Here is a 19792-nt window from a genome sequence, read left to right on the forward strand (position 1 = left end):
GTTGTTCAGGGTAGTCCCGTCCGGAATCGCTGTCGCCACGCGGTCGTATTACCCATGAGTAGCCTCACCCGTCACACCTTTGCCGCCGCGACCAGGCATGACACCGCCTGCAAGAATGGCGCCATGACGGATCCCTTCCTCTGGCTCGAAGATGTCACCGCGGAACGGTCGCTCGACTGGGTGCGGGAGCGCAACGCCCGCACTCTCGCCGAGTACACCGAGACCGCCGAGTTCTCCGGGCTCGAGAGCCGGATCCTGGACGTACTCGACACGGACGACCGGATCCCCTACGCCGGCATGCGCGGCGAGTATCTGTACAACTTCTGGCGCGACGGCGACCACAAGCGCGGCATCTGGCGGCGCACCACGCTCGAGCAGTACCGCACCGAGAACCCCGAGTGGGACGTCCTGCTCGACGTCGACGCCCTCGCCGAACGGGAGGGTGAGAACTGGGTGTGGGCCGGGGCCAGCGTGCTGCGACCCGAGCAGTCGCGCGCCCTTTTGTCGTTCTCGCGCGGTGGCGCCGACGCGTCCGTGGTGCGCGAATTCGACATCGAGAAGCGCGAATTCGTCGGCGGTGACCACGCATTCGACGTCCCCGAGGCGAAGACCAGCATCAGCTGGATCGACAAGGACACCGTGTACGTCGGGACCGACTTCGGTGAAGGCTCGATGACCGATTCCGGCTACCCGAGAATCGCGAAGCGCTGGCATCGCGGCACCCCGATCACCGAGGCGGTCACCGTCTTCGAGGGCGAGACCACCGACGTGTCCGTCGGCGCCTCGTACGACGACACTCCCGGATACGAGCGGCACTTCGTCGGCCGGTCCATGGACTTCTACAATTCCGAGCGCTACCAGCTGCTCCCGGACGGCTCGAAGGTCCGGATCGAGACCCCCGACGACGCGGGCTCGTCCGTGTACCGCGACTGGTTGACCATCCGTCCGCGCACCGACTGGGACGTGGACGGCACCGTCTACCCGGCCGGGTCGCTGCTCGCCGCGAACTACGCCGACTTCCTCGCCGGGTCACGCGAGCTGACGCCACTGTTCACCCCGGACGAGCACACATCACTGGAGCAGGGAACGTGGACCCGGAACCACCTCCTCCTCGTGCGATTGTCGGACGTGCAGACCAAGCTGTCGGTGCTCACACCGAACGACACCGGGTGGGAGGAGAAGCCTCTCGACGGCGTACCGGAACTCACGGCGAGCGGGATCATCAGCACCGACCCCCGCAACAGCGACAGCTTCTTCGTCAACTCCAGCGGATTCACGACGCCGGCGACGCTGCTGTACGGCACGGTCGGCGGACCGCTCGAACCCGTCAAGCAGGCGCCGTCGTTCTTCGACGCGGACGGCATGTCGGTGTCGCAGCACTTCGCGGTGTCCGACGACGGAACCGAGATCCCCTACTTCGTAGTGCGCCGTGACGACGTCACCGGGCCCTGCCCCACCATGCTGTACGGATACGGCGGCTTCGAGAACTCGATGGTCCCGGGGTACAGCGGTTCGGTCGGGTTCGCGTGGCTCGAACGCGGCGGCGCGTACGTGGTGGCGAACATCCGCGGCGGCGGCGAGTACGGCCCGTCATGGCACACCCAGGCGGTGCGGGAAGGTCGCCACAAGGCGTTCGAGGACTTCGCCGCGGTCGCTCGCGACCTCGTGGCCCGGGGCGTCACGACGTCGAAGCAGCTCGGGATCCAGGGCGGCAGCAACGGCGGACTCCTCATGGGCGTCATGCTCACCCGCTACCCGGAACTGTTCGGGGCGATCGTGTGCCAGGTTCCGCTCCTCGACATGAAGAGGTACCACCTGCTGCTCGCCGGGGCGTCGTGGATGGCCGAGTACGGCGATCCAGACAACCCCGACGACTGGAAGTTCATCAGCGAGTACTCGCCGTATCAGAACACCGACGCGACCGCGGACTACCCGCCGATCCTCGTCACCACGTCCACCCGCGACGATCGCGTCCACCCCGGCCACGCCCGCAAGATGACGGCGCTGCTCGAGGAGCAGGGCCACGAGGTCTGGTACTACGAGAACATCGAGGGCGGGCACGGCGGGGCCGCGGACAACGCCCAGGCCGCGTTCAAATCGGCGCTCACGTTCACGTTCCTGTGGGAGCAGCTCACCCGCCCGTGACGCACCGGTCAGGTGTGGTCGCGGACCCACTCGACGATCCGGTCGACGGTGCCGGCCGGGTCGCGGATCCAGCCGTTGTGGCCCAGCGGCTCCGGCTGGTGCCACTGCGTGACGTCGGCGTTGGGGAGTTTCGCGAGGAGGTTCTTCGCCGAGGATTCCGGAGCCAGATCGTCTCCTTCGACGGTCACGGACAGCACCGGAAGTTTCAGCCGGGCGATGCGTTCCTCGTAGTCGATGTCGGCGCCGTCGGGTTCGATCCTGCCGGTGCGGGCGAATCGCGACCAGTCGGTGATCAGCGCCTTCGACTGCCGCCCGAACCCGCCGATGTCGAGTTTGTCGCCGGGCCAGAACCCCGCCAGGTTGGCGGTCATCGACATCGCCGCGGCGCCCACCAGCATCCGAGGGGCGTGTATCCCTGGGAATCCCCGGTGATACGGCGACCCGGACGCGACGAGCACGATCCCGCCGAGCCGGCCGCGGATCCGGGCCGCGTACATCACGCCGAGCTGACCACCCATGCTGTGTCCCAGCAGGAAGGGCGTCGCGGCGGGAAAACGCTCCCGCACCACTTCGAAGATCGCGGGGAAGTCCAGAGCCACCAGTTCGTGGTAGCCGTACGTGCTGGTGCTGCTCGGACGGGGACGGCTGTCGCCCTGGCCACGGAGTTCGCCGATCGCCGCGTTGAACCCCCGGGACACGAGCTCGTCGGCGAAGGGTTCGTAGTAGCCGGCGGGAATTCCCAGGCCGGGAAACACCACGATGACGGGGGCCTCGTCCGGACCGGGAAACAGGCGAACCGGAGTGGTGGTTCCGTCGGGCATCTGGATCGGTACTGTCTCCACTTCGTCAGACTAGACGGCTCGACCCCCGCAGATCCGGGATCTGCGGGGGTCGAGTCTCATCCGAGACCGGTGACTACAGGCCGATCGACGCAGCGAGCATCGGCCACGACTTGTGCAGGTCTTCTTCCCAGTACGACCACGAATGCGTCCCGACGGGCCGGAAGTCGAAGGTGGCGGGAATCTGCAGTTCATTCAGCTTGTCCGCGAGCGCGTGGGTGCACTGGTTGGTGGCCGCCTCGATGGCGCCGCCGAGGAGGATCTGGTTGGCGAGCGTGCCGACGTCGCCGTTGATCCCCGGTCCGTTCAGCTGGTCGCCGGGCCCGGGCAGTCCGGATCCGTTGCTGACGTAGATGTCGAGTCCGCGCAGCTTCTCCGCGTTGACGTACGGGTCGTTCGCCGTCCAGCCGGGGCCGTCTTCCGGCCCCCACATGTTGGAGGTGTCGCCGCCGCCGCGGCCCTCGACGACCAGCCGCACGTACGTGCGGCCGGGGTCCGTGCTGGTCATCGCGCAGCCGCTGTAGGCGCCGACGCTCTCGTACAGGCCGGGAGCCGACTGTGCCAGGCTCAGCACCGAACTGCCCGCCATCGAGATACCAGCGATCGAGTTGACGCCGTTGGTGCCGAGCGCGGAATCGACGATCGGCGGAAGTTCCTGCGTGAGGAACGTCGTCCACTTGTTGTTGCCCAGTTCCGGGTCGGTCTGCTCCCAGTCCGTGTAGTAACTGAACGCGCCCTCCATCGGAGTGACCACGTTGACGTTCTTGTCGGCGAAGAAGCCGACGACATCGGTCCTGGCCTGCCACGTGGCGGAGTCCTCGCCGCCGCCCGCCCCGTTGAGCAGGTACAGCGTGGGCCTCGGTTCGCTCGTGTCCGCGGGGGTGATGACCCGCAGCGGGATCTCCCGGTCCATGGAGGCCGAGTACACCTGCATGGTCAACTGCCGGTCGTCGATCTCGTCGGTGCTCACCAGGTGGGAACCACCGTCCGCGACAGTGGCATCTCCGGTGGGATCGGCGGAAGCGGACGCCTGGACTCCGAGGCACGGAATCGCCGCCGTCAGGGCGACCGCGAGCGCAAGCCGCACCCCGTACCTACCCGCTGCAGTGCGGTTGACCATCGTTCTCCTTCGCTGCGACGTCACCTGCCCGACTCCGAAGAGGCGAGAGCTGGAGCCCACATGATGTCATGTGGACTCCAGCTCTCGTCGAGAAGTGGGGCCGAAACGGAGTGCCCCTATCCTTCGACGGACCCGAGGAAGCCGATGAGGGTGGTGAGTGCGTCGAGCAAGGACGTAATGATGGTCGACATATTTCTTACTCCTTTTGGCGATTCAGCGGATTCGAAATCCCCCACCTTCAGGGGCTCCGTCATTTGTACCCGAGTTTTTACGTCGAATAAGCACAAAGTGGTAAACATTTGCAATCGTTGACTTAACGACGAACCCGCAAATCAGCACTGGTTACTTCTCAATTATCTTCAGGACATGCTCATTTACCTGCGGATATGCGGTGACTAGGATCTCCGGATCCACGTTCTCGTAATCGAAGAGCGACAGAACATACCTCGCTGCATTGTTTCCGGACTTTTTCTTGCCACTGCCCTTGAATTCTCCTGCGGAGTAACGAGGCGTGGACGAATTCGAGCATCTCCTTTTGCCCGGTGAACGCATCCTCTTTGCCTCGCAATTCATAATTAGATGGCAAAAGTTTCAATCTTGGCATCTAATTGACCCCAAGTGTGGGATATCGAGTTTTTCGGCGCGGCGCGGACACGGAGGGCGATCGACTCGAGGCACGAGCATCCGGCGGCATGGAGCGGGCGCTCAGGGTGAAAGACCAGGGTCGAGATCGGGGTACATCCCGATGTGCCGGCAGGTACCGCCGAACAGAATGGACGCATGACATTCGACAGCAACACTCCCCGCCAGTTCACCCGTTCCGACAACCAGAAGATGCTCGCAGGCGTCTGCGGCGGCATCGCCGAATACTTCTCGGTGGACGTCAACCTCGTCCGTCTGCTCACCGTGGTCGCCACGCTGGTCACCGGCGGCACCGCAGCCCTCGTCTACCTCGCCGCCTGGATGCTGATGCCTGCCGGACACTGACACCGACCCAGGCGGCAGCACCGAAAAGCACTGTGGCCGTGGAAAGAATCCACGGCCACAGACAAGAAAGAGCCCGGGACACCAGATGGTGTCCCGGGCTCTTTCGGAGCACTTCGTGCCCGTGCGTGGTGGGCGAGTCCGGGGACTCCTCAACCACTCACGGGAGGCGTAGCCGCCTTTAGAAGTCCATACCGCCCATGCCGCCGGTCGGGTCGCCCACGGGCGCTCCGGCCTTCTCCGGCTTGTCGGCGACGACGGCCTCGGTCGTCAGGAACAGAGCCGCGATGGACGCTGCGTTCTGCAGCGCGGAGCGGGTGACCTTGACCGGGTCGTTGATGCCGGCTTCGAGCAGGTCGCCGTACTCGTTGGTCGAGGCGTTGAGGCCGTGACCTGCGGGCAGGTTGCGAACCTTCTCGGCAACGACGCCGGGCTCGAGGCCCGCGTTGAAGGCGATCTGCTTCAGCGGTGCTTCGAGGGCGACGCGAACGATGTTCGCACCGGTGGCCTCGTCACCTTCGAGCTTCAGGTCGTCGAGCGCGGGAGCCGACTGCAGCAGAGCCACGCCACCACCGGCGACGATGCCCTCTTCGACGGCAGCCTTGGCGTTACGCACGGCATCTTCGATGCGGTGCTTGCGCTCCTTGAGCTCCACCTCGGTGGCAGCGCCGGCCTTGATGACTGCAACGCCACCGGCCAGCTTGGCCAGGCGCTCCTGCAGCTTCTCGCGGTCGTAGTCGGAGTCGCTGTTCTCGATCTCGGCGCGGATCTGCGCCACGCGACCGGCGATGGCCTCGGGGTCTCCCGCGCCTTCGACGATGGTGGTCTCGTCCTTGGTGATGACGACCTTGCGTGCCTGGCCGAGCAGCTCGAGTCCGGCGGTCTCCAGGGAGAGGCCGACCTCTTCGCTGATGACCTCGCCACCGGTGAGGATGGCGATGTCGGCGAGCTGAGCCTTGCGACGGTCACCGAAGCCGGGGGCCTTGACGGCCACGGACTTGAAGGTGCCACGGATCTTGTTGACCACCAGGGTGGACAGGGCTTCGCCCTCGACGTCCTCGGCGATGATGACCAACGGCTTGCCGGACTGGATGACCTTCTCCAGCAGCGGCAGCAGGTCCTTGACCGTGGAGATCTTGGAGCTCACGAGCAGGATGTACGCGTCCTCGAGGACGGCTTCCTGACGCTCCGGGTCGGTGGCGAAGTACGCCGAGATGTAGCCCTTGTCGAAGCGCATGCCCTCGGTGAGCTCGAGCTGCAGGCCGAAGGTGTTGGACTCCTCGACCGTGATGACGCCTTCCTTGCCGACCTTGTCCATGGCCTCGGCGATGAGCTCGCCGATGGACGGGTCGCCTGCGGAGATACCAGCGGTAGCAGCGATCTGCTCCTTGGTGTCGATCTCCTTGGCGGTCTCGAGCAGACGCACGGTGACGGCCTCGACGGCCTTCTCGATGCCGCGCTTCAGACCCAGCGGGTTGGCGCCGGCAGCGACGTTGCGGAGACCCTCACGGACGAGAGCCTGGGCGAGAACGGTAGCGGTGGTGGTTCCGTCGCCGGCGACGTCGTCAGTCTTCTTGGCGACCTCCTTGACCAGCTCGGCACCGATCTTCTCGTAGGGGTCCTCGAGCTCGATCTCCTTGGCGATGGAAACACCATCGTTGGTGATCGTGGGGGCGCCCCACTTCTTCTCGAGCACGACGTTGCGACCCTTGGGGCCCAACGTCACCTTGACTGCGTCGGCGAGGGCGTTGAGTCCCCGCTCGAGGCCGCGACGGGCCTCTTCGTCGAACGCGATGATCTTGGCCATTGCGAAGTGATCCTCCGGATTGGGGGTGACACACAAGGCGACCGCTAGTCGGGTCGCCTCATTTACGCCTTCGGCCGAGTTCGGTGCCCGCGACGGACGACCAGGGGTGTCTTTGGTTCCCGGTCTCACCGTCCCGACCTGGCACTCACGCGTCGTGAGTGCCAAGTGCATTTTTAGCACTCGGACAGGGTGAGTGCAAGGTCGGGACGGAACCGGTGCGCCCGGGCGATCAGCGCATCGCGCAGACCTGGCCGGTGTTCACGTTGAACGCGAGGGACAGGGCACCGACGCAGTCGACGCCGTTCGCATCGGCAGTCGCGCCCGAACCCCAGCCGGCGATCGCGACGGTGGTGGTGCCGTCGGCCGCACCGGAGCGAGCGATGCCACCGCCGAGCGCGAGCGCGTAGGCCTGACCCGAGCCGGTCGACGCACCGAGCGACGTTCCGTATCCGTTGGCGTACGTCGTGGCGCCGCTGTGTCCGTTGGCGACACTCACCGCGGTGCCGCTGTCCGCGGCCATCGCGTGGGCAACGCCGGCCTCGGACGCCTTGGCGCCGCAACTCGCGGTGTCCGACACCTGGACGTCGTTGGCCGACGGCGGGGAGACACAGTTGACGGGGGCGGCACCGGCGACGCCCGCACCGGCCACCGAGATTCCCGCCGCGACGCCCAGACCCACGGCCATAGCCGCTCCCACGCGTGCCAGCCGTCGGCCGAACAGAGTCGAGATACGAGTACGAGATACCGAGGCGGTCGAGGTGACGGGCGTGGAGACAGCGAGCATGGAAGCTCCTTCTGGGAACGACGAATTGGAGGATTCGCCGCGAGAGTACCCGCTCGCGGCCGGTTAGTCCCGGACCGCGGTCAGGCGAGTTCGTCGAGGAGCTTCGGCAGCTGCGCGACGGAGTCGACCACGTGGTCCGGTCGCTGCGGGGCGAGGTCCAGAACCGACTGGCGGAACTTGCCCGTCCGCACCAGAACGCCGGTCAGTCCCACCCGCTGCGCGGCGAGGACGTCATTCGTCAGATCGTCACCGACCATCACTGTCACGTCCGGTTCCGTGCCCATCAGATCGGTGGCGGTGAGGAACGCCGCGAGCGACGGCTTGCCCACCGACACGACGTTGGTTCCCGCGACCTCTTCCATACCGGGCAGATACGTGCCCGTGTCGATGCGCAGCCCGTCGTGGGTGGCCCATGTGGTGGCCCGGTGCATCGCGACGACGGGGACGCCGTCGAGCATCAGCTCCACCACGCGGCTCAGAGCGTCATGCGTGAATTCCGGCCCGGCGCCACCGAGGATCACCACCTCGGGGTCCTCGTCGTCCAGTTCGATCCCGGACAGATCGGCCACGATGTCGCCGCTGTTGAGGACCCAGGCCCGCGCCCCGGGGTAGGTCGACCGGACGTACTCCGCGGTGAGCCGGGCCGCCGTGACGATCTCGCCGGAGTCGGCCTCGATGCCCGCCGAACGGAGGGCGTCGGCGATCTCGTCGCACGTCCGGGACGTCGTGTTGGTGAGGTAGGCGCACGCGAGTCCGCGCTCGCGCACCTCCCGCACCGCCGCCGCGGCCCCGTCGATCGGATGCCACGAAGTAACCAGAACCCCGTCTATATCGAGCAGGACACCCTCGACCCCAGCCATGACAGGAGCCTATCCGCGCGGCTCGGACGGTGTCACTGCCGAGCCCGGCTCGGACGGTGTCACTGCCGAGCCCGGCAGACGAGGACGGGGCAGGGAGCGTGGTGCACCAGATTCTGGCTGACGGATCCGAGCAGGGCACCCATCACCTTGCCCCGGCCGTGGCTTCCGACCACCAGCAGTTGCGCCGTCGTCGCGTGCCGCAGGAGGACGTCGGCGGACACCCCCTGTGTCGTCACCTCGTTCACCGGCACGTCCGGGTACTCGTCCCGGATGCCGGCGAGGCATTCGGACACGACGGCCTTCTCCCCTTCCTCGTAGGCGGTCCAGTCCACGTACTTCGACGCATGGGCGAGGCCGTGCTGCTTCTCACCGCTCCACGCGTGCACCACGTCCAGACCCACGCCGAACGCGGACGCGAGTGCGAACGCCTCCTCGACGGCCTTCTCGCTGACCTGGCTGCCGTCCACGCCGACGACGATCGGTCGGGTGTCCGGTGAGGCCGTCGCGGGCGCTCCCCGGACGACCGCGACGGGACTGTGCGCGTGGTTGACCGTCCGGAGCACCGTGGACCCGAGGAGGTAGTCGGTGACCGCGCCGGCACCCTGCGCGCCGAGCGCCACGATCCGCGCCGCCCTCGACAACTCGATCAGGTGGGACGCCGCCGACCCGGATCGGACGTCGCGCTCGACGGCGAGTCCGGGGTGGTCCTGCAGGACGGCAGCGGTGGTGGCGTCGAGCATCGAGTTGCCGTCCTCGCGCAGTTCCTGGATGAACTGGGCGTCGATCATCATCGCGGTGCCGTTGTAGAACGTGGCCTCGTCCGGGTAGGTGTGGGCGAGCAGGAGTGGGGCGTCGAGCCGGACCGCCGTGCCCGCGGCCCAGCGCGCCGCGTCGAGCGCGGCGCGTGAACCATCGATACCGACGACCACGGGCGCCCCTGCATGTTCGCTCATATCTCTCTCCCTCTACGGCTCGAGAACTGCTGCACCGCTGAACTTTCCGCCGGCCAGGTCGCGCAGGGCCCGGTCGGCGCGGTCGAGTGGGTACGGGTGGATGTCGATACTCAGCCGGTGTTCCGCTGCGATGCGCAGGAATTCGACGGAATCCGAACGGGTATTGGCGGTGACGCTGCGGATCTGCCGTTCCCGGAACAGATGCTTCTGATACTCGAGCGCGGGAATGTCGGTGAGGTGGATCCCCGCGACCGCGAGGGTGCCGCCGTCGGCGAGCGCCTCCATCGCCACGGGCACCAGATCGCCTACCGGCGCGAACAGAATCGCGGAGTCGAGGGGTTCCGGCGGCACGTCGCGCACACCCTGCACGGACGTCGCCCCGAGTCGCTGCGCCAGCGCACGGGCCTCCGCCCCACGCGTCATGACGTGCACGCGGGCGCCGCGGATCGACGCGACCTGGGCGGTGAGGTGCGCGCTGCCGCCGAACCCGTAGACGCCCAGTGCGCCGCCGTCGGGGACCGTGGCACGTTCGAGTGCCCGGTAGCCGATGATCCCGGCGCACAGCAGGGGTGCGAGTTCGGCGTCCGAGTAGCCCTCCGGCAGGTGCAGCGCGTAGTCGGCCGGGACCGTCGCGAATTCGGCGTATCCGCCGTCCGCGTCCCATCCCGTGTACTGCGACTGCCTGCACAGGTTCTCCGCGCCGCGCAGGCAGGCCGCGCAGTGTCCGCAGGTGTGACGCAGCCAGGCGATTCCCACCCGGTCGCCGACAGCGAAGGACCCCGACACCGAATCGCCCAGTGCGGCAACCTCCCCCACCACCTCGTGGCCGGGAATCACCCGGGGCCGGTGCACGGGCAGGTCCCCTTCGGTCACGTGCAGGTCGGTGCGGCACACTCCGCACGCCAGCACCTTCACGAGAAGTTCGCCCGTTCCCGGCTCGGGAACCGTCTCGCGTCCGAGTTCCACCGGGTGGCCCGCGACGGGGCCCGGCGCGACCACGCGCCACGCGGCCATCGTTCCGGTTCCGCCCTGCGCCGCCGCCATACCCCCACAATGCCCGTGCGGGGTGGCCACCGCCAGGACCAGGAGGCCCGTGTCTCGAGGACACGGTGTCGCCGCGAAGACCGGGCCGGACCGTCCCCGGCAACTAGGCTCCCAGGCATGGACCTGCGCGGTGAAGACCTGTTCACGGTGGCGGGGTCGCTGGCCGAGCTGATCGGCGCGCCGATCACGATCGAGGACGAGAACTCGACGGTTCTGGCCTATTCGAGCGGCGAGCAGGCCGTGGACCAAGCCCGCATCGAGACCATTCTGGGACGGCAGGTGCCCGGGAAGTATCGGCAGCTCCTCGCGGACGCCGGCGTCTTCGAGCGCCTGCACCGCGACACCGACGTCTTCTACGTGGACATGCGGATGCCGAACATGACTCCCCGCGCGGTGATCGCGGTGCGGGACGCGGGACGGTCGGTCGGGTCCATCTGGGCGGCGATGACGTCCGCCCCCACCCCGGAACAGGAATCGATCCTGCGGTCCGCGGTGCCTGTCGTCGCAGAGCACATCGCGGCGGAGCGCGAACGGGTGGACGTGACGCGCCGGATGCAGGTGGATCGGGTGCGTGCGCTGATCAACGGCGGCGAGCCCGCCTTCCGCGCCGCCGACGACCTCCGGTTGGAGGGAAGGCTGACCGTCGCGGCGGCCGCCCCGGTCACGATCGGGCGCTCGCTGCCGTCCGGTTTGCTCGCCTCCCTCGGCCTGTACCTCGACACGTTGGCGGTCGATTCGGTCGCCGCCCAGCTCGACGACGTCATCTACGTGGTCATCGCCGCGTCGGAGAAGGACGTCCGGCGCCTCGCCGAGAACTTCCTCGGTCGCGCCCGCAGCGGGGCGGCGTTCGTGGTCGCCGTCGGACGCGAAGTGACGACGGCCAGCCAGGCTCACCTGTCGCGAGGGGACGCCGACCGGGTCCTCACCGTCCTGCAGCACGCCCGGTCCGGCGGTGTCGTCGGGACGATGCGGGACAGTCTCGCGTCCGTGCTGGCGTTGCGTGTCGCGGACATCTTCGACGGCCTGGGCGAGCTCACCCCGCTCGCCGCGCTCACCCGGCACGACGAGCAGCACGGGACCGATCTCGTGGCCACGGCCCGCGCCTTCCTTACCCACGGCGGCGACGTCGCCGATGCGGCGGCCGCGCTGCACGTGCACCCCAACACCCTGAGGAACCGGCTGCGACGCTGCGTCGATTCGTGCGACGTGGACCTCTCCGACGCGGACACCCGGCTCATCCTGATGTTGCACCTGAAGCTGACGGGACTGCGGGCCATGTGACCCCTGGCCGATTGCACAGGGGGCACTGTCGGGGACTGGCCGAACGGCTACTCCCCCGGCGCCGTCGCCGACCCATGATGGAGTCATGAGCACAGTGAAGCGCCCTGACCACGTCGCGATCGTCGGAGCAGGCGTCGTCGGATTGTCCACGGCATGGTTCCTCCAGGAGCGCGGCGTGCGCGTCACGGTCGTCGACCGTGAGAGTGTCGCGTCGGACGCGTCCTGGGGCAACGCGGGTTGGCTCGCACCGGCATTGACGCTGCCGCTGCCCGAGCCCTCCGTGTTGAAGTACGGGCTGCGCGCAATGCTGAATCCGTCGTCGCCGGTCTACGTTCCCTTCACGACCGATCTGCGCCTGGTGCGTTTCCTCGTCGGCTTCGCCCGGCACTGCACGCCCTCCCGGTGGGAGGACGCGATGAAGGTGTACGCCGAGGTCAACCGGATCTCCCTGGGCGCCTACGACGAACTCGCGGACGGCGGCGTGCGGGAGCACACGCATCTCGCCGACCCGTTCCTCACCGCGTTCAAGTCGGACGAGGACCGCGAAACGCTCGTCGACGAGTTCCGTCACGTCGAGGCCGCAGGCGGCGAGGTCGAGTACGACCGCGTCGACAGGGACGAGATCCATTCTCTCGAGCCGAGTCTCGGCGACGGCGTGCACTCCGGTCTGAGGCTGCGCAACCAGCGCTTCATCGACCCGCCGCGCTTCGTGCACTCACTCGCCGACGCCGTCCGGGCCCGGGGCGGCGACATCAGGTCCGGTTTCGACGTGGCCGCTGTGCAGGATCGAGGACGGTCGGGGGTCAGCCTGGTCTCGGCCACCGGCGACGCGGTCGCCGCCGATGCCGTCGTCATCGCCAGCGGCGCACGCCTCAATGCTCTCGCCCGCCCGTTCGGTGTCCGCGCCCTGGTACAGGCCGGCCGCGGCTACAGCTTCAGCGTCCAGCCCGAGCAGATGCCGAAGAACCCGATCTACTTCCCCACCCAGCGAGTGGCGTGCACGCCGCTGCACGACCGTTTCCGTGTCGCCGGAATGATGGAATTCCGCAGTCCCGACGCACCTCTCGACCCGCGTCGGGTCCGGGCGATCATCGAGGCCGCGACGCCCATGTTCACCGGCATCGACTGGGAGTCGCGTCAGGAGGAGTGGGTCGGATCCCGGCCCTGCACCACCGACGGACTTCCGCTCGTCGGCGCCACCCGCTCCCCCCGCGTGCACGTGGCGGGCGGTCACGGAATGTGGGGCATCGCCCTGGGCCCGCTCACCGGGCGCATGATGGCCGACTCCATGACCGGCGGCGAGGTTCCCGGCGTCATGCGGCATTTCGACCCGCTGCGCTGAGCGCGGCTCAGGAACGAGCTGCCCAGAATCTGCGCAACTCGACGACCAGTTCGCGCGAACGTTCGTCGGGGAAGAACAACTTGCCACCCCGGATCTCCACGACTTCCCGTGCTCCCGGGATGAGGTCGCGCAGCCAGTAGGCCCACTTCGTCCGGAAGAACCTGTCTCCGGTGCCCCACACGACGAGTGTGGGGACCTCGAGTGCCGCGAGGTCCGGCTCGACCGCGAGTAGGTCGCGTGGATGGAGGGACGCGATCCAGCGCTGGAAGAGCAACGCTCGGCCGTGGGTGCCGAGGAGCGGCTCGACGTACGAGGCCACGACTTCCTCCGGCAGTGATCGCACGTTCTGATACCCACTGCCGTACAACAGTTTACGAGCCCTCGACACGTTCCTCGCCAGTGGTGGCGCAATCCGGGCGAGCAGTCCCGCCCGCGCGAGCAGCACGGCGGGAAGGAACGCCTTCGGCGGCACGTTGTCATGGGTTTCGCAGTTCGTCAACGTCAGCGACGACAACCTGTCGGGGTGCCGGGCCGCGAAGATCTGCGCGACCGCTCCGCCGGTATCGTTGGCAACCACGTCGACCTCGAGCAGCCCCAGGGCGTCGCACGTGGCCGCGACGACGTCGGCGAGTGCGCCCAGCGTGAAGTCCTGATCGGGCGCGGCGGGGGTGTGACCGTGCAGCGGAAGGTCGAGGGCGACGCACCGTCTATCTCCCTCGAGCTGACTGATCACGTTGCGCCAGAGGTAGCCGGAGGTCCCGACGCCGTGGATGAAGAACGCCACACGGCCGGTGCCGGAATCGAAGTAGCTGACCGGACCACGGTCCGTGCCGACGGTCTTCCTGCGTGTGTCGAACTCCGCGAGAGTCATGAGGACCATCTCCTGCATTCCACGGTAGTTCGCAAGACTCGCGACATCAACGGAGCCGTCGAGCGCCCCGGTCAGTCCAGCTTTCCCACCACCGACTCCGCGCTCGCGACCAGCGCGCCGGACGAGGCGAGGGTGACTGCGGCCTCGATCTCCGGCGCGAGGTGACGGTCGGTCCCCGGTCCGGCGACGTGCTCACGGATCGTGTCCCGCACCGCACCCGTCGCCGGTGACGGTGCGAGCGGGGCACGCAGGTCGAGCGCGCGAGCCGCTGTCAACGCCTCGATGGCGAGCACCCGGGTCAGTCCGTCGATGGCCCGGCGCAGCTTCCGGGCCGCCGACCACCCCATCGACACGTGGTCCTCCTGCATCGCCGACGACGGAATCGAGTCCACACTCGCCGGCGCCGCCAGCCGCTTCAGCTCCGAGACGATCGCCGCCTGGGTGTACTGCGCGATCATGTGGCCGCTGTCCACCCCGGGGTCGTCGGCCAGGAACGGGGGCAGCCCGTGATTGCGGGCCACGTCGAGGAAGCGGTCGGTGCGGCGCTCGCTCATGCTCGCCACATCCGCGACGACGATCGCCAGGAAGTCCAGCACGTACCCGACCGGCGCCCCGTGGAAATTGCCGTTCGACTCCACCCGCCCGTCCAGCGTCACCACCGGGTTGTCGATCGCGCTCGCCAGTTCCCACGACGCCACCCGCTCGGCGTGCGCGAGCGTGTCCCGCGCCGCCCCGGCGACCTGCGGGGCGCACCGCAACGAGTAGGCGTCCTGCACCACGGTGCAGGACGGATTGGCGTGACTCTCGACGATCTCCGAGCCGGCGAGCAACCGGACCATGTTCGCGGCGGCGTGGGCCTGTCCGGGGTGCGGCCGGAGCGCCTGCAGGTCCGGGGCGAACACCCGGTCGGTGCCCAGCAGCGCCTCCACGCTCATCGCCGCCGTGACGTCGGCCAGTCGGAGGAGCCCGTGCAGGTCCTCGCACGCCAGCAGCAGCATGCCGAGCATGCCGTCGGTGCCGTTGATAAGGGCGAGACCCTCCTTCTCCTCGAGCACGACGGGTTCGATGCCGGCAGCGGACAGTGCCGTCGCCGCGGGCACGAGTGCTCCGTCCGCATCCCGCACCGTGCCCTCACCGATCACCGCGAGCGCGACATGGGCCAGCGGCGCCAGATCGCCCGAGCATCCGAGGCTCCCGTATTCGTGGACCACGGGTGTGATGCCGGCCGACAGGAGCGACGCGTACACCTGCGCGACTTCCGGCCGCGCGCCGGTCCTGCCGGTGGCCAGGGTCGACAGCCGCAGCAGCATCAGCGCCCGCACCACCTCGCGTTCCACCTCGGGGCCGTTTCCGGCGGCATGCGAGCGGACCAGGCTGCGCTGCAGCTGCGTCCGGAGCGCAAAAGGTATGTGCCGGGTGGCGAGGGCCCCGAAACCCGTCGAGATCCCGTACACGGGCTTCGGGTCCTCGGCCTGCGCCTCGATGCGCTTCCGGGTTTCCGCCATGGCCGACATCGCGTCCCGTGAGATCCGCACCGGGGCGCCTCGACGCGCCACTCGGATCACTTCTTCGGCGGAGACCGCTCCGGTCCCGACCACGACAGACTCTTCGGCTCCCACAACCCCAGTCTCCCCCGGGGCCGGAAGGAGCGTGACGAGATTGCGGGAGCGACGACGGCGTCTACAACCGGCCGCGGAGAGCTTCCTCGATTTCGCGTGGCGTCATCAGACGTTCGAGTTTTTCACTCGGCCACGAGGACGGACGTCCTTGCAATCGGGCTGATTCGAGTAGAGGGAGAGGGCTGCGGTCCCACCGCAGGATCGAATGAACATTCACTACCGATCACTTCCGAACACCGACTCGACAACTTTCCATTTGCGCCATTGCACCGGCGACATTTCGTCGCGCTCTTGACTCATCGCCCATCGTGCCCCTTTGGTTACACGGTTTCGATGAGGCGCGCGGAAGTGCTGGAAAAACTGCGGTCGGAGGAGAATTCAGTGACCTACCGCACACAGCCCGGGCCCGAGCGCCTAGTATGGCGCCAAAGTAATTGTTACCTTACGTACCACCTTCCCTGACTGGAGACAGCCGATGGCAAACACCCTCGAAGCAAGCATCGACATCGACGCGACCCCGCAAGACGTGTGGGCCGTCGTGTCGGATCTGAAGCGGATGGGCGAATGGAGCCCCCAGTGCCGCACGATGCGCGTCCTCGGTGGCGTCGTCGAAGAGGGCACCAAAACCGTCAACATCAACCGCAAAGGCTTCCTCGTGTGGCCGACCACGTCGAAGGTCGTGAAGTTCCAGCCGAACAAGGCCATCGCGTTCCGGATCCTCGAGAACCGCACCATCTGGTCGTACGAACTCGAGCCGACAGCGGGCGGAACCAAGGTCACCGAGCGCCGCGAAGCCCCGACCGGGACGTCGAAGGTGTCTCAGTTCCTGGTCAAGACCGTCCTCGGCGGCAACGAGGACTTCGAGGTCGACCTCGTGAACGGCATGAACACCACCCTCGCCCGCATCAAGTCGGCAGCCGAGCGCACGTAGTCCGGTTGACCCTCGACCTGGTCGAGGCCCCAGCGTGGTCCGCATGGACACACCGGACGCCGTCATGGCGAGGATCGCGCAGGGGCAGGAACTGGCAGTAGCGGGTGACCGGGAGGGCGCCCGGCGCATCTTCGAGGAGGTGTGGGACGCCCTCGCCGGTCCCGGCGCCGACACACCGGACCCGTTGCACGTCGTCACGCTGGCCCACTACATGGCGGACGTCCAGACCGACCCCGTCGAGGAGCTGCGCTGGGATCTGCGAGCCCTCCACGCCGCCGACTCGCTGACCGACGACCGAGCTCGGCAGCACCACTCCTCGCTGCGGGTCGCGGGGTTCTACCCGTCGCTGCACCTCAACGTCGCGGCCGCTCATCACGCGCTCGGCCAGACGTCCGAGGCACGCCAGCATCTCGATCGGGCCACACAGAGCTGCGAACACCTCACCGACAACGGATACGGCCGGATGATCCGCGGGGCCGTCGAGCGACTCCGCGCAGAACTCGACGCCGAGGCTGTCGGACCGCAGGGGCAGAGTGAGCACCGTGCTCAGCATCGGTGAACTCGCCCGGGCGTCCGGTCTGTCGGTCAGCGCGCTGCGGTTCTACGACAAGGCGGGCGTGCTCACCCCGCACGCGGTCGACCCGCGGACGGGCTACCGCTGGTACGCCGACCGGCACGTGGACGCCGCGGTCCTCGTCGCCGCCATGCGCCGGGTGGGTGTGCCGGTGAAGGACATGGCGGCCGTGCTGAGCGGGACGGACGCCCACGGACTCCTCGACCGGCATCTCGGCCGGCTCGAGAAGGGGCTCGACGACGCCCGGCGCGAACTGACGAAAATTCACCGCCTGCTCGACGCGCGAGCGACCCGGGAGTGCACGGTCGTCCTCCGCACCACCGACCTCCTCACCGCGTTCGGCTCGGTGCGGTTCGCCGCCGACCCGCACTCGGACTTCCCGGTGTTGCGCGGCTGCCTTCTCGAAACGGACCACGACGTGCTGCGGCTCGTCACCACCGACCGCTACCGGCTGGCGGTGGGAACGGCGACCCTCCTCGAACCGCTGGACGAGCCGATCTCCGCCGTCGTCCCGTGCACGTTCCTGGACGACGCGGCCGGGCTGCTGCGTCGCCACGACACGGTGACCGTCGTCGTCGGCGCCGACAGCATCACCCTCCGCTGCGGCGGCGAACAGCTCGGCACCCGTCTCGTCGACGGTGCGTTTCCCGACCATCGCAGTCTGTCGCCCCTCGACCGCGGAATCGAGTACACCTTCTCCTCGGCGGACCTGCGCGCACTTCTCGCCGACGCCGGCGACCGGGTGGATCTCGGTGTTCTCGAGTCGGGCGAGATCGTCGTCGGCAGGCAGGGAACGGAGCAGCCCGTGCTCTTCCAGGTGCAGGTGAATGCCGGTTTTCTCCTCGAAGCCGTCGACGCGCTGCCGGGTGAGCAGTTGACGTTCCAGGTGGGTGAACCCATCACGCCCCTCGCCATCCGGCCACGATCGATTCACACATCGGACCCCGCGAGTGCGTACTCTCTCCTGATGCCGTTGCAGCCGGTAGCGCTCACGTAATCTGTGGGTGCGGCGCGATGGCGCGCAGGCAGCACGTCCGTCCGACACAGTTAGAGGAGCCCGTGGCACGCAAGCCCACACCCCCCGGAACCCAGCAACCCACGAGCGTCGGGCACATCCTCGACCTCGTCCGCGGAGCAGTTCCGCCCCTGCACCCGGCCGGGCTGCCCTTCGTCCTCGCACCCCTCGGTGTGGCCGTCCTCGGCCGCAAGCGCAAGTGGGTCCGGCGCGGAGCGCTGACCTCCGCCGCAGCGTGCGCCGCGTTCTTCCGGCATCCGCACCGCGTTCCGCCGAACCGCGTCGGCGTCGTAGTCGCACCCGCCGACGGCGAGGTCGCGCTCGTCGACTCCGCGGTCCCGCCGGCCGAACTCGACATGGGCACCGAGCCGCTCCCCCGGGTCAGCATCTTCCTGTCCGTGCTCGACGTGCACGTCCAGCGCAGTCCTGTCGGCGGTGAGGTCACGAAGGTCGTCCACCGGCCGGGCCAGTTCCTCTCCGCCGATCTCGCCGACGCCAGCGAGGTCAACGAACGCAACAGCATGCTGCTGCACACCCCAGAGGGCCACGACGTCGCCGTCGTGCAGATCGCCGGTCTGCTCGCCCGCCGGATCGTCTGCGACGCCAAGGTCGGCGACACCCTCCCGATCGGTGACACATACGGCCTGATCCGGTTCGGTTCCCGCGTCGACACGTACTTCCCGGCGGGCACCACGTTGCTCGCCGAGCGAGGGCAACGGACGATCGGTGCCGAGACCGTCATCGCTCAACTGCCGTGATCGCCAACGCGAAGCAACAGCGGAGAGGTCGACCCCAGCAGGCGGTCCGGCTCCTGCCGAGCGTGGTCACGATCCTCGCGCTGTGCGCGGGGCTGTCCGCCGTCAAGTTCGCGCTCGACGGCGACCTGGGAACAGCGTTGGCCATGATCGGTGCGGCCGCGGTCCTCGACTCGCTCGACGGCCGGATCGCGCGGATGCTCGACGCCACCAGCAAGATGGGTGCCGAACTGGATTCGCTCGCCGATTCCATCTCGTTCGGCGTCGCCCCGGCCCTCGTCCTCTACGTCACGCTGCTCGACGGTCAGAGTTTCGGCTGGATCATCGCCCTGATCTACGCGGTGAGCATCGTGCTGCGGCTGGCCCGGTTCAACACGCTCCTCGACGAGGACGACATGCCCGGCTACGCCAACGAGTACTTCACGGGTGTCCCGGCGCCCGCGGGTGCGCTGGTCGCGCTGACCCCGCTGGCTGCCGCGGCGCAGTGGGGCGACGGCTGGTGGTCGTCGTATCCCGTCGTCGTGGCGTGGACCGTGATCTCCGCGGCGCTGATCGTCAGCCGGATCCCCACACTCGCGCTGAAGACGGTGTCGGTGCCCCCGCACATGGCGGCCGGTCTGCTCGTCCTCGTGGCGCTCGCGGCGGCGGCTCTGGTCACCTACCCGTACATCCTGCTGATCGCGCTCGTCGCGGTGTACCTCGGGCACATTCCGTTCGCGGTCCACTCCAAGCGGTGGGTGGCCGCGCGACCCGAGACGTGGGACATCAAGCCGTCCGAGCGGCGGGCCATCCGGCGTCAGCCCGACGCCCGCGGCAGGCGATCCGCCGCACGGCTCGGACTGCGCCGTCCCCGGGCCCGATAGTTCGC

The 19792-nt window shown here is 68.1% G+C and carries 18 protein-coding genes; 9 read left to right on the top strand and 9 right to left on the bottom strand.

Annotation, left to right across the window (positions count from 1 at the left end):
* The first annotated feature begins 54 nt into the window (after positions 1 to 54).
* Complete coding sequence (locus RHA1_RS10450; protein WP_011594957.1) at positions 55 to 2145, top strand: prolyl oligopeptidase family serine peptidase; 2091 nt, start codon at positions 55 to 57, stop codon at positions 2143 to 2145.
* A gap of 8 nt (positions 2146 to 2153) precedes the next feature.
* Here RHA1_RS10450 and RHA1_RS10455 read toward each other — a convergent pair whose 3' ends face one another.
* Both RHA1_RS10455 and RHA1_RS10460 read right to left on the bottom strand, forming a co-directional pair.
* Complete coding sequence (locus tag RHA1_RS10455) at positions 2154 to 2987, bottom strand: alpha/beta hydrolase family protein (RefSeq protein ID WP_029539301.1); 834 nt, start codon at positions 2985 to 2987, stop codon at positions 2154 to 2156.
* A 73-nt stretch (positions 2988 to 3060) separates the two neighbouring features.
* Positions 3061 to 4104: an alpha/beta hydrolase gene (locus RHA1_RS10460; protein ID WP_009474815.1), complete on the bottom strand. Its 1044-nt coding sequence runs from the start codon at positions 4102 to 4104 to the stop codon at positions 3061 to 3063.
* 780 nt (positions 4105 to 4884) lie between these two features.
* Between RHA1_RS10460 and RHA1_RS10470 the strand changes: the two genes are divergently transcribed.
* Positions 4885 to 5091: a PspC domain-containing protein gene (locus RHA1_RS10470; RefSeq protein WP_005251806.1), complete on the top strand. Its 207-nt coding sequence runs from the start codon at positions 4885 to 4887 to the stop codon at positions 5089 to 5091.
* Positions 5092 to 5269: 178 nt separating this feature from the next.
* Here RHA1_RS10470 and groL read toward each other — a convergent pair whose 3' ends face one another.
* The 5 genes from groL to RHA1_RS10495 form a co-directional block, all read right to left on the bottom strand.
* The gene (groL, locus tag RHA1_RS10475) at positions 5270 to 6895 is read right to left on the bottom strand and encodes a chaperonin GroEL (RefSeq protein ID WP_005263938.1); all 1626 of its coding nucleotides are present in this window, start codon (positions 6893 to 6895) and stop codon (positions 5270 to 5272) included.
* Between the two features lie 229 nt (positions 6896 to 7124).
* The gene (locus tag RHA1_RS10480; protein WP_011594960.1) at positions 7125 to 7679 is read right to left on the bottom strand and encodes a DUF6764 family protein; all 555 of its coding nucleotides are present in this window, start codon (positions 7677 to 7679) and stop codon (positions 7125 to 7127) included.
* 80 nt (positions 7680 to 7759) lie between these two features.
* Positions 7760 to 8539 (bottom strand): HAD-IIA family hydrolase, encoded by a 780-nt coding sequence (locus tag RHA1_RS10485; protein WP_011594961.1) that lies wholly within the window; start codon positions 8537 to 8539, stop codon positions 7760 to 7762.
* Positions 8540 to 8598: 59 nt separating this feature from the next.
* On the bottom strand, positions 8599 to 9492 hold the full coding sequence (locus RHA1_RS10490) for a universal stress protein (protein WP_011594962.1): 894 nt from the start codon (positions 9490 to 9492) through the stop codon (positions 8599 to 8601).
* A 12-nt stretch (positions 9493 to 9504) separates the two neighbouring features.
* Positions 9505 to 10506: a zinc-binding alcohol dehydrogenase family protein gene (locus RHA1_RS10495; RefSeq protein ID WP_193384947.1), complete on the bottom strand. Its 1002-nt coding sequence runs from the start codon at positions 10504 to 10506 to the stop codon at positions 9505 to 9507.
* 147 nt (positions 10507 to 10653) lie between these two features.
* Between RHA1_RS10495 and RHA1_RS10500 the strand changes: the two genes are divergently transcribed.
* On the top strand, positions 10654 to 11817 hold the full coding sequence (locus tag RHA1_RS10500; protein WP_029539299.1) for a helix-turn-helix domain-containing protein: 1164 nt from the start codon (positions 10654 to 10656) through the stop codon (positions 11815 to 11817).
* Between the two features lie 85 nt (positions 11818 to 11902).
* Positions 11903 to 13159, top strand: coding sequence for an NAD(P)/FAD-dependent oxidoreductase (locus RHA1_RS10505; protein WP_050787279.1), 1257 nt, complete (start codon positions 11903 to 11905; stop codon positions 13157 to 13159).
* Between the two features lie 7 nt (positions 13160 to 13166).
* Here the strand turns inward: RHA1_RS10505 and RHA1_RS10510 are convergent, their stop codons facing one another.
* The gene (locus RHA1_RS10510; RefSeq protein ID WP_011594966.1) at positions 13167 to 14030 is read right to left on the bottom strand and encodes an alpha/beta fold hydrolase; all 864 of its coding nucleotides are present in this window, start codon (positions 14028 to 14030) and stop codon (positions 13167 to 13169) included.
* A gap of 71 nt (positions 14031 to 14101) precedes the next feature.
* Positions 14102 to 15649: a histidine ammonia-lyase gene (gene hutH / locus RHA1_RS10515; protein WP_011594967.1), complete on the bottom strand. Its 1548-nt coding sequence runs from the start codon at positions 15647 to 15649 to the stop codon at positions 14102 to 14104.
* A 475-nt stretch (positions 15650 to 16124) separates the two neighbouring features.
* On the opposite strand from hutH, the gene RHA1_RS10520 reads away from it, so the two are divergent.
* From RHA1_RS10520 to pssA, 5 genes are all read left to right on the top strand, one after another.
* A complete protein-coding gene (locus RHA1_RS10520) occupies positions 16125 to 16580 on the top strand; it encodes an SRPBCC family protein (RefSeq protein WP_009474827.1) in 456 nt (151 codons plus the stop codon).
* Between the two features lie 34 nt (positions 16581 to 16614).
* Complete coding sequence (locus tag RHA1_RS10525; RefSeq protein ID WP_011594969.1) at positions 16615 to 17139, top strand: tetratricopeptide repeat protein; 525 nt, start codon at positions 16615 to 16617, stop codon at positions 17137 to 17139.
* Positions 17114 to 18151 (top strand): DNA polymerase III subunit beta family protein, encoded by a 1038-nt coding sequence (locus RHA1_RS10530; RefSeq protein ID WP_050787280.1) that lies wholly within the window; start codon positions 17114 to 17116, stop codon positions 18149 to 18151. Before RHA1_RS10525 ends, RHA1_RS10530 begins: the two co-directional genes overlap by 26 nt.
* Positions 18152 to 18213: 62 nt before the next feature.
* On the top strand, positions 18214 to 18927 hold the full coding sequence (locus RHA1_RS10535; protein ID WP_050787281.1) for a phosphatidylserine decarboxylase: 714 nt from the start codon (positions 18214 to 18216) through the stop codon (positions 18925 to 18927).
* Positions 18924 to 19787 carry a CDP-diacylglycerol--serine O-phosphatidyltransferase gene (gene pssA, locus RHA1_RS10540; RefSeq protein ID WP_005251763.1) on the top strand — a complete coding sequence of 288 codons (864 nt, stop codon included), beginning with the start codon at positions 18924 to 18926 and terminating at the stop codon, positions 19785 to 19787. Before RHA1_RS10535 ends, pssA begins: the two co-directional genes overlap by 4 nt.
* Positions 19788 to 19792: the final 5 nt, after the last annotated feature.

Source organism: Rhodococcus jostii RHA1, assembly GCF_000014565.1.
Classification (GTDB): Bacteria; Actinomycetota; Actinomycetes; order Mycobacteriales; family Mycobacteriaceae; genus Rhodococcus_F; species Rhodococcus_F jostii_A.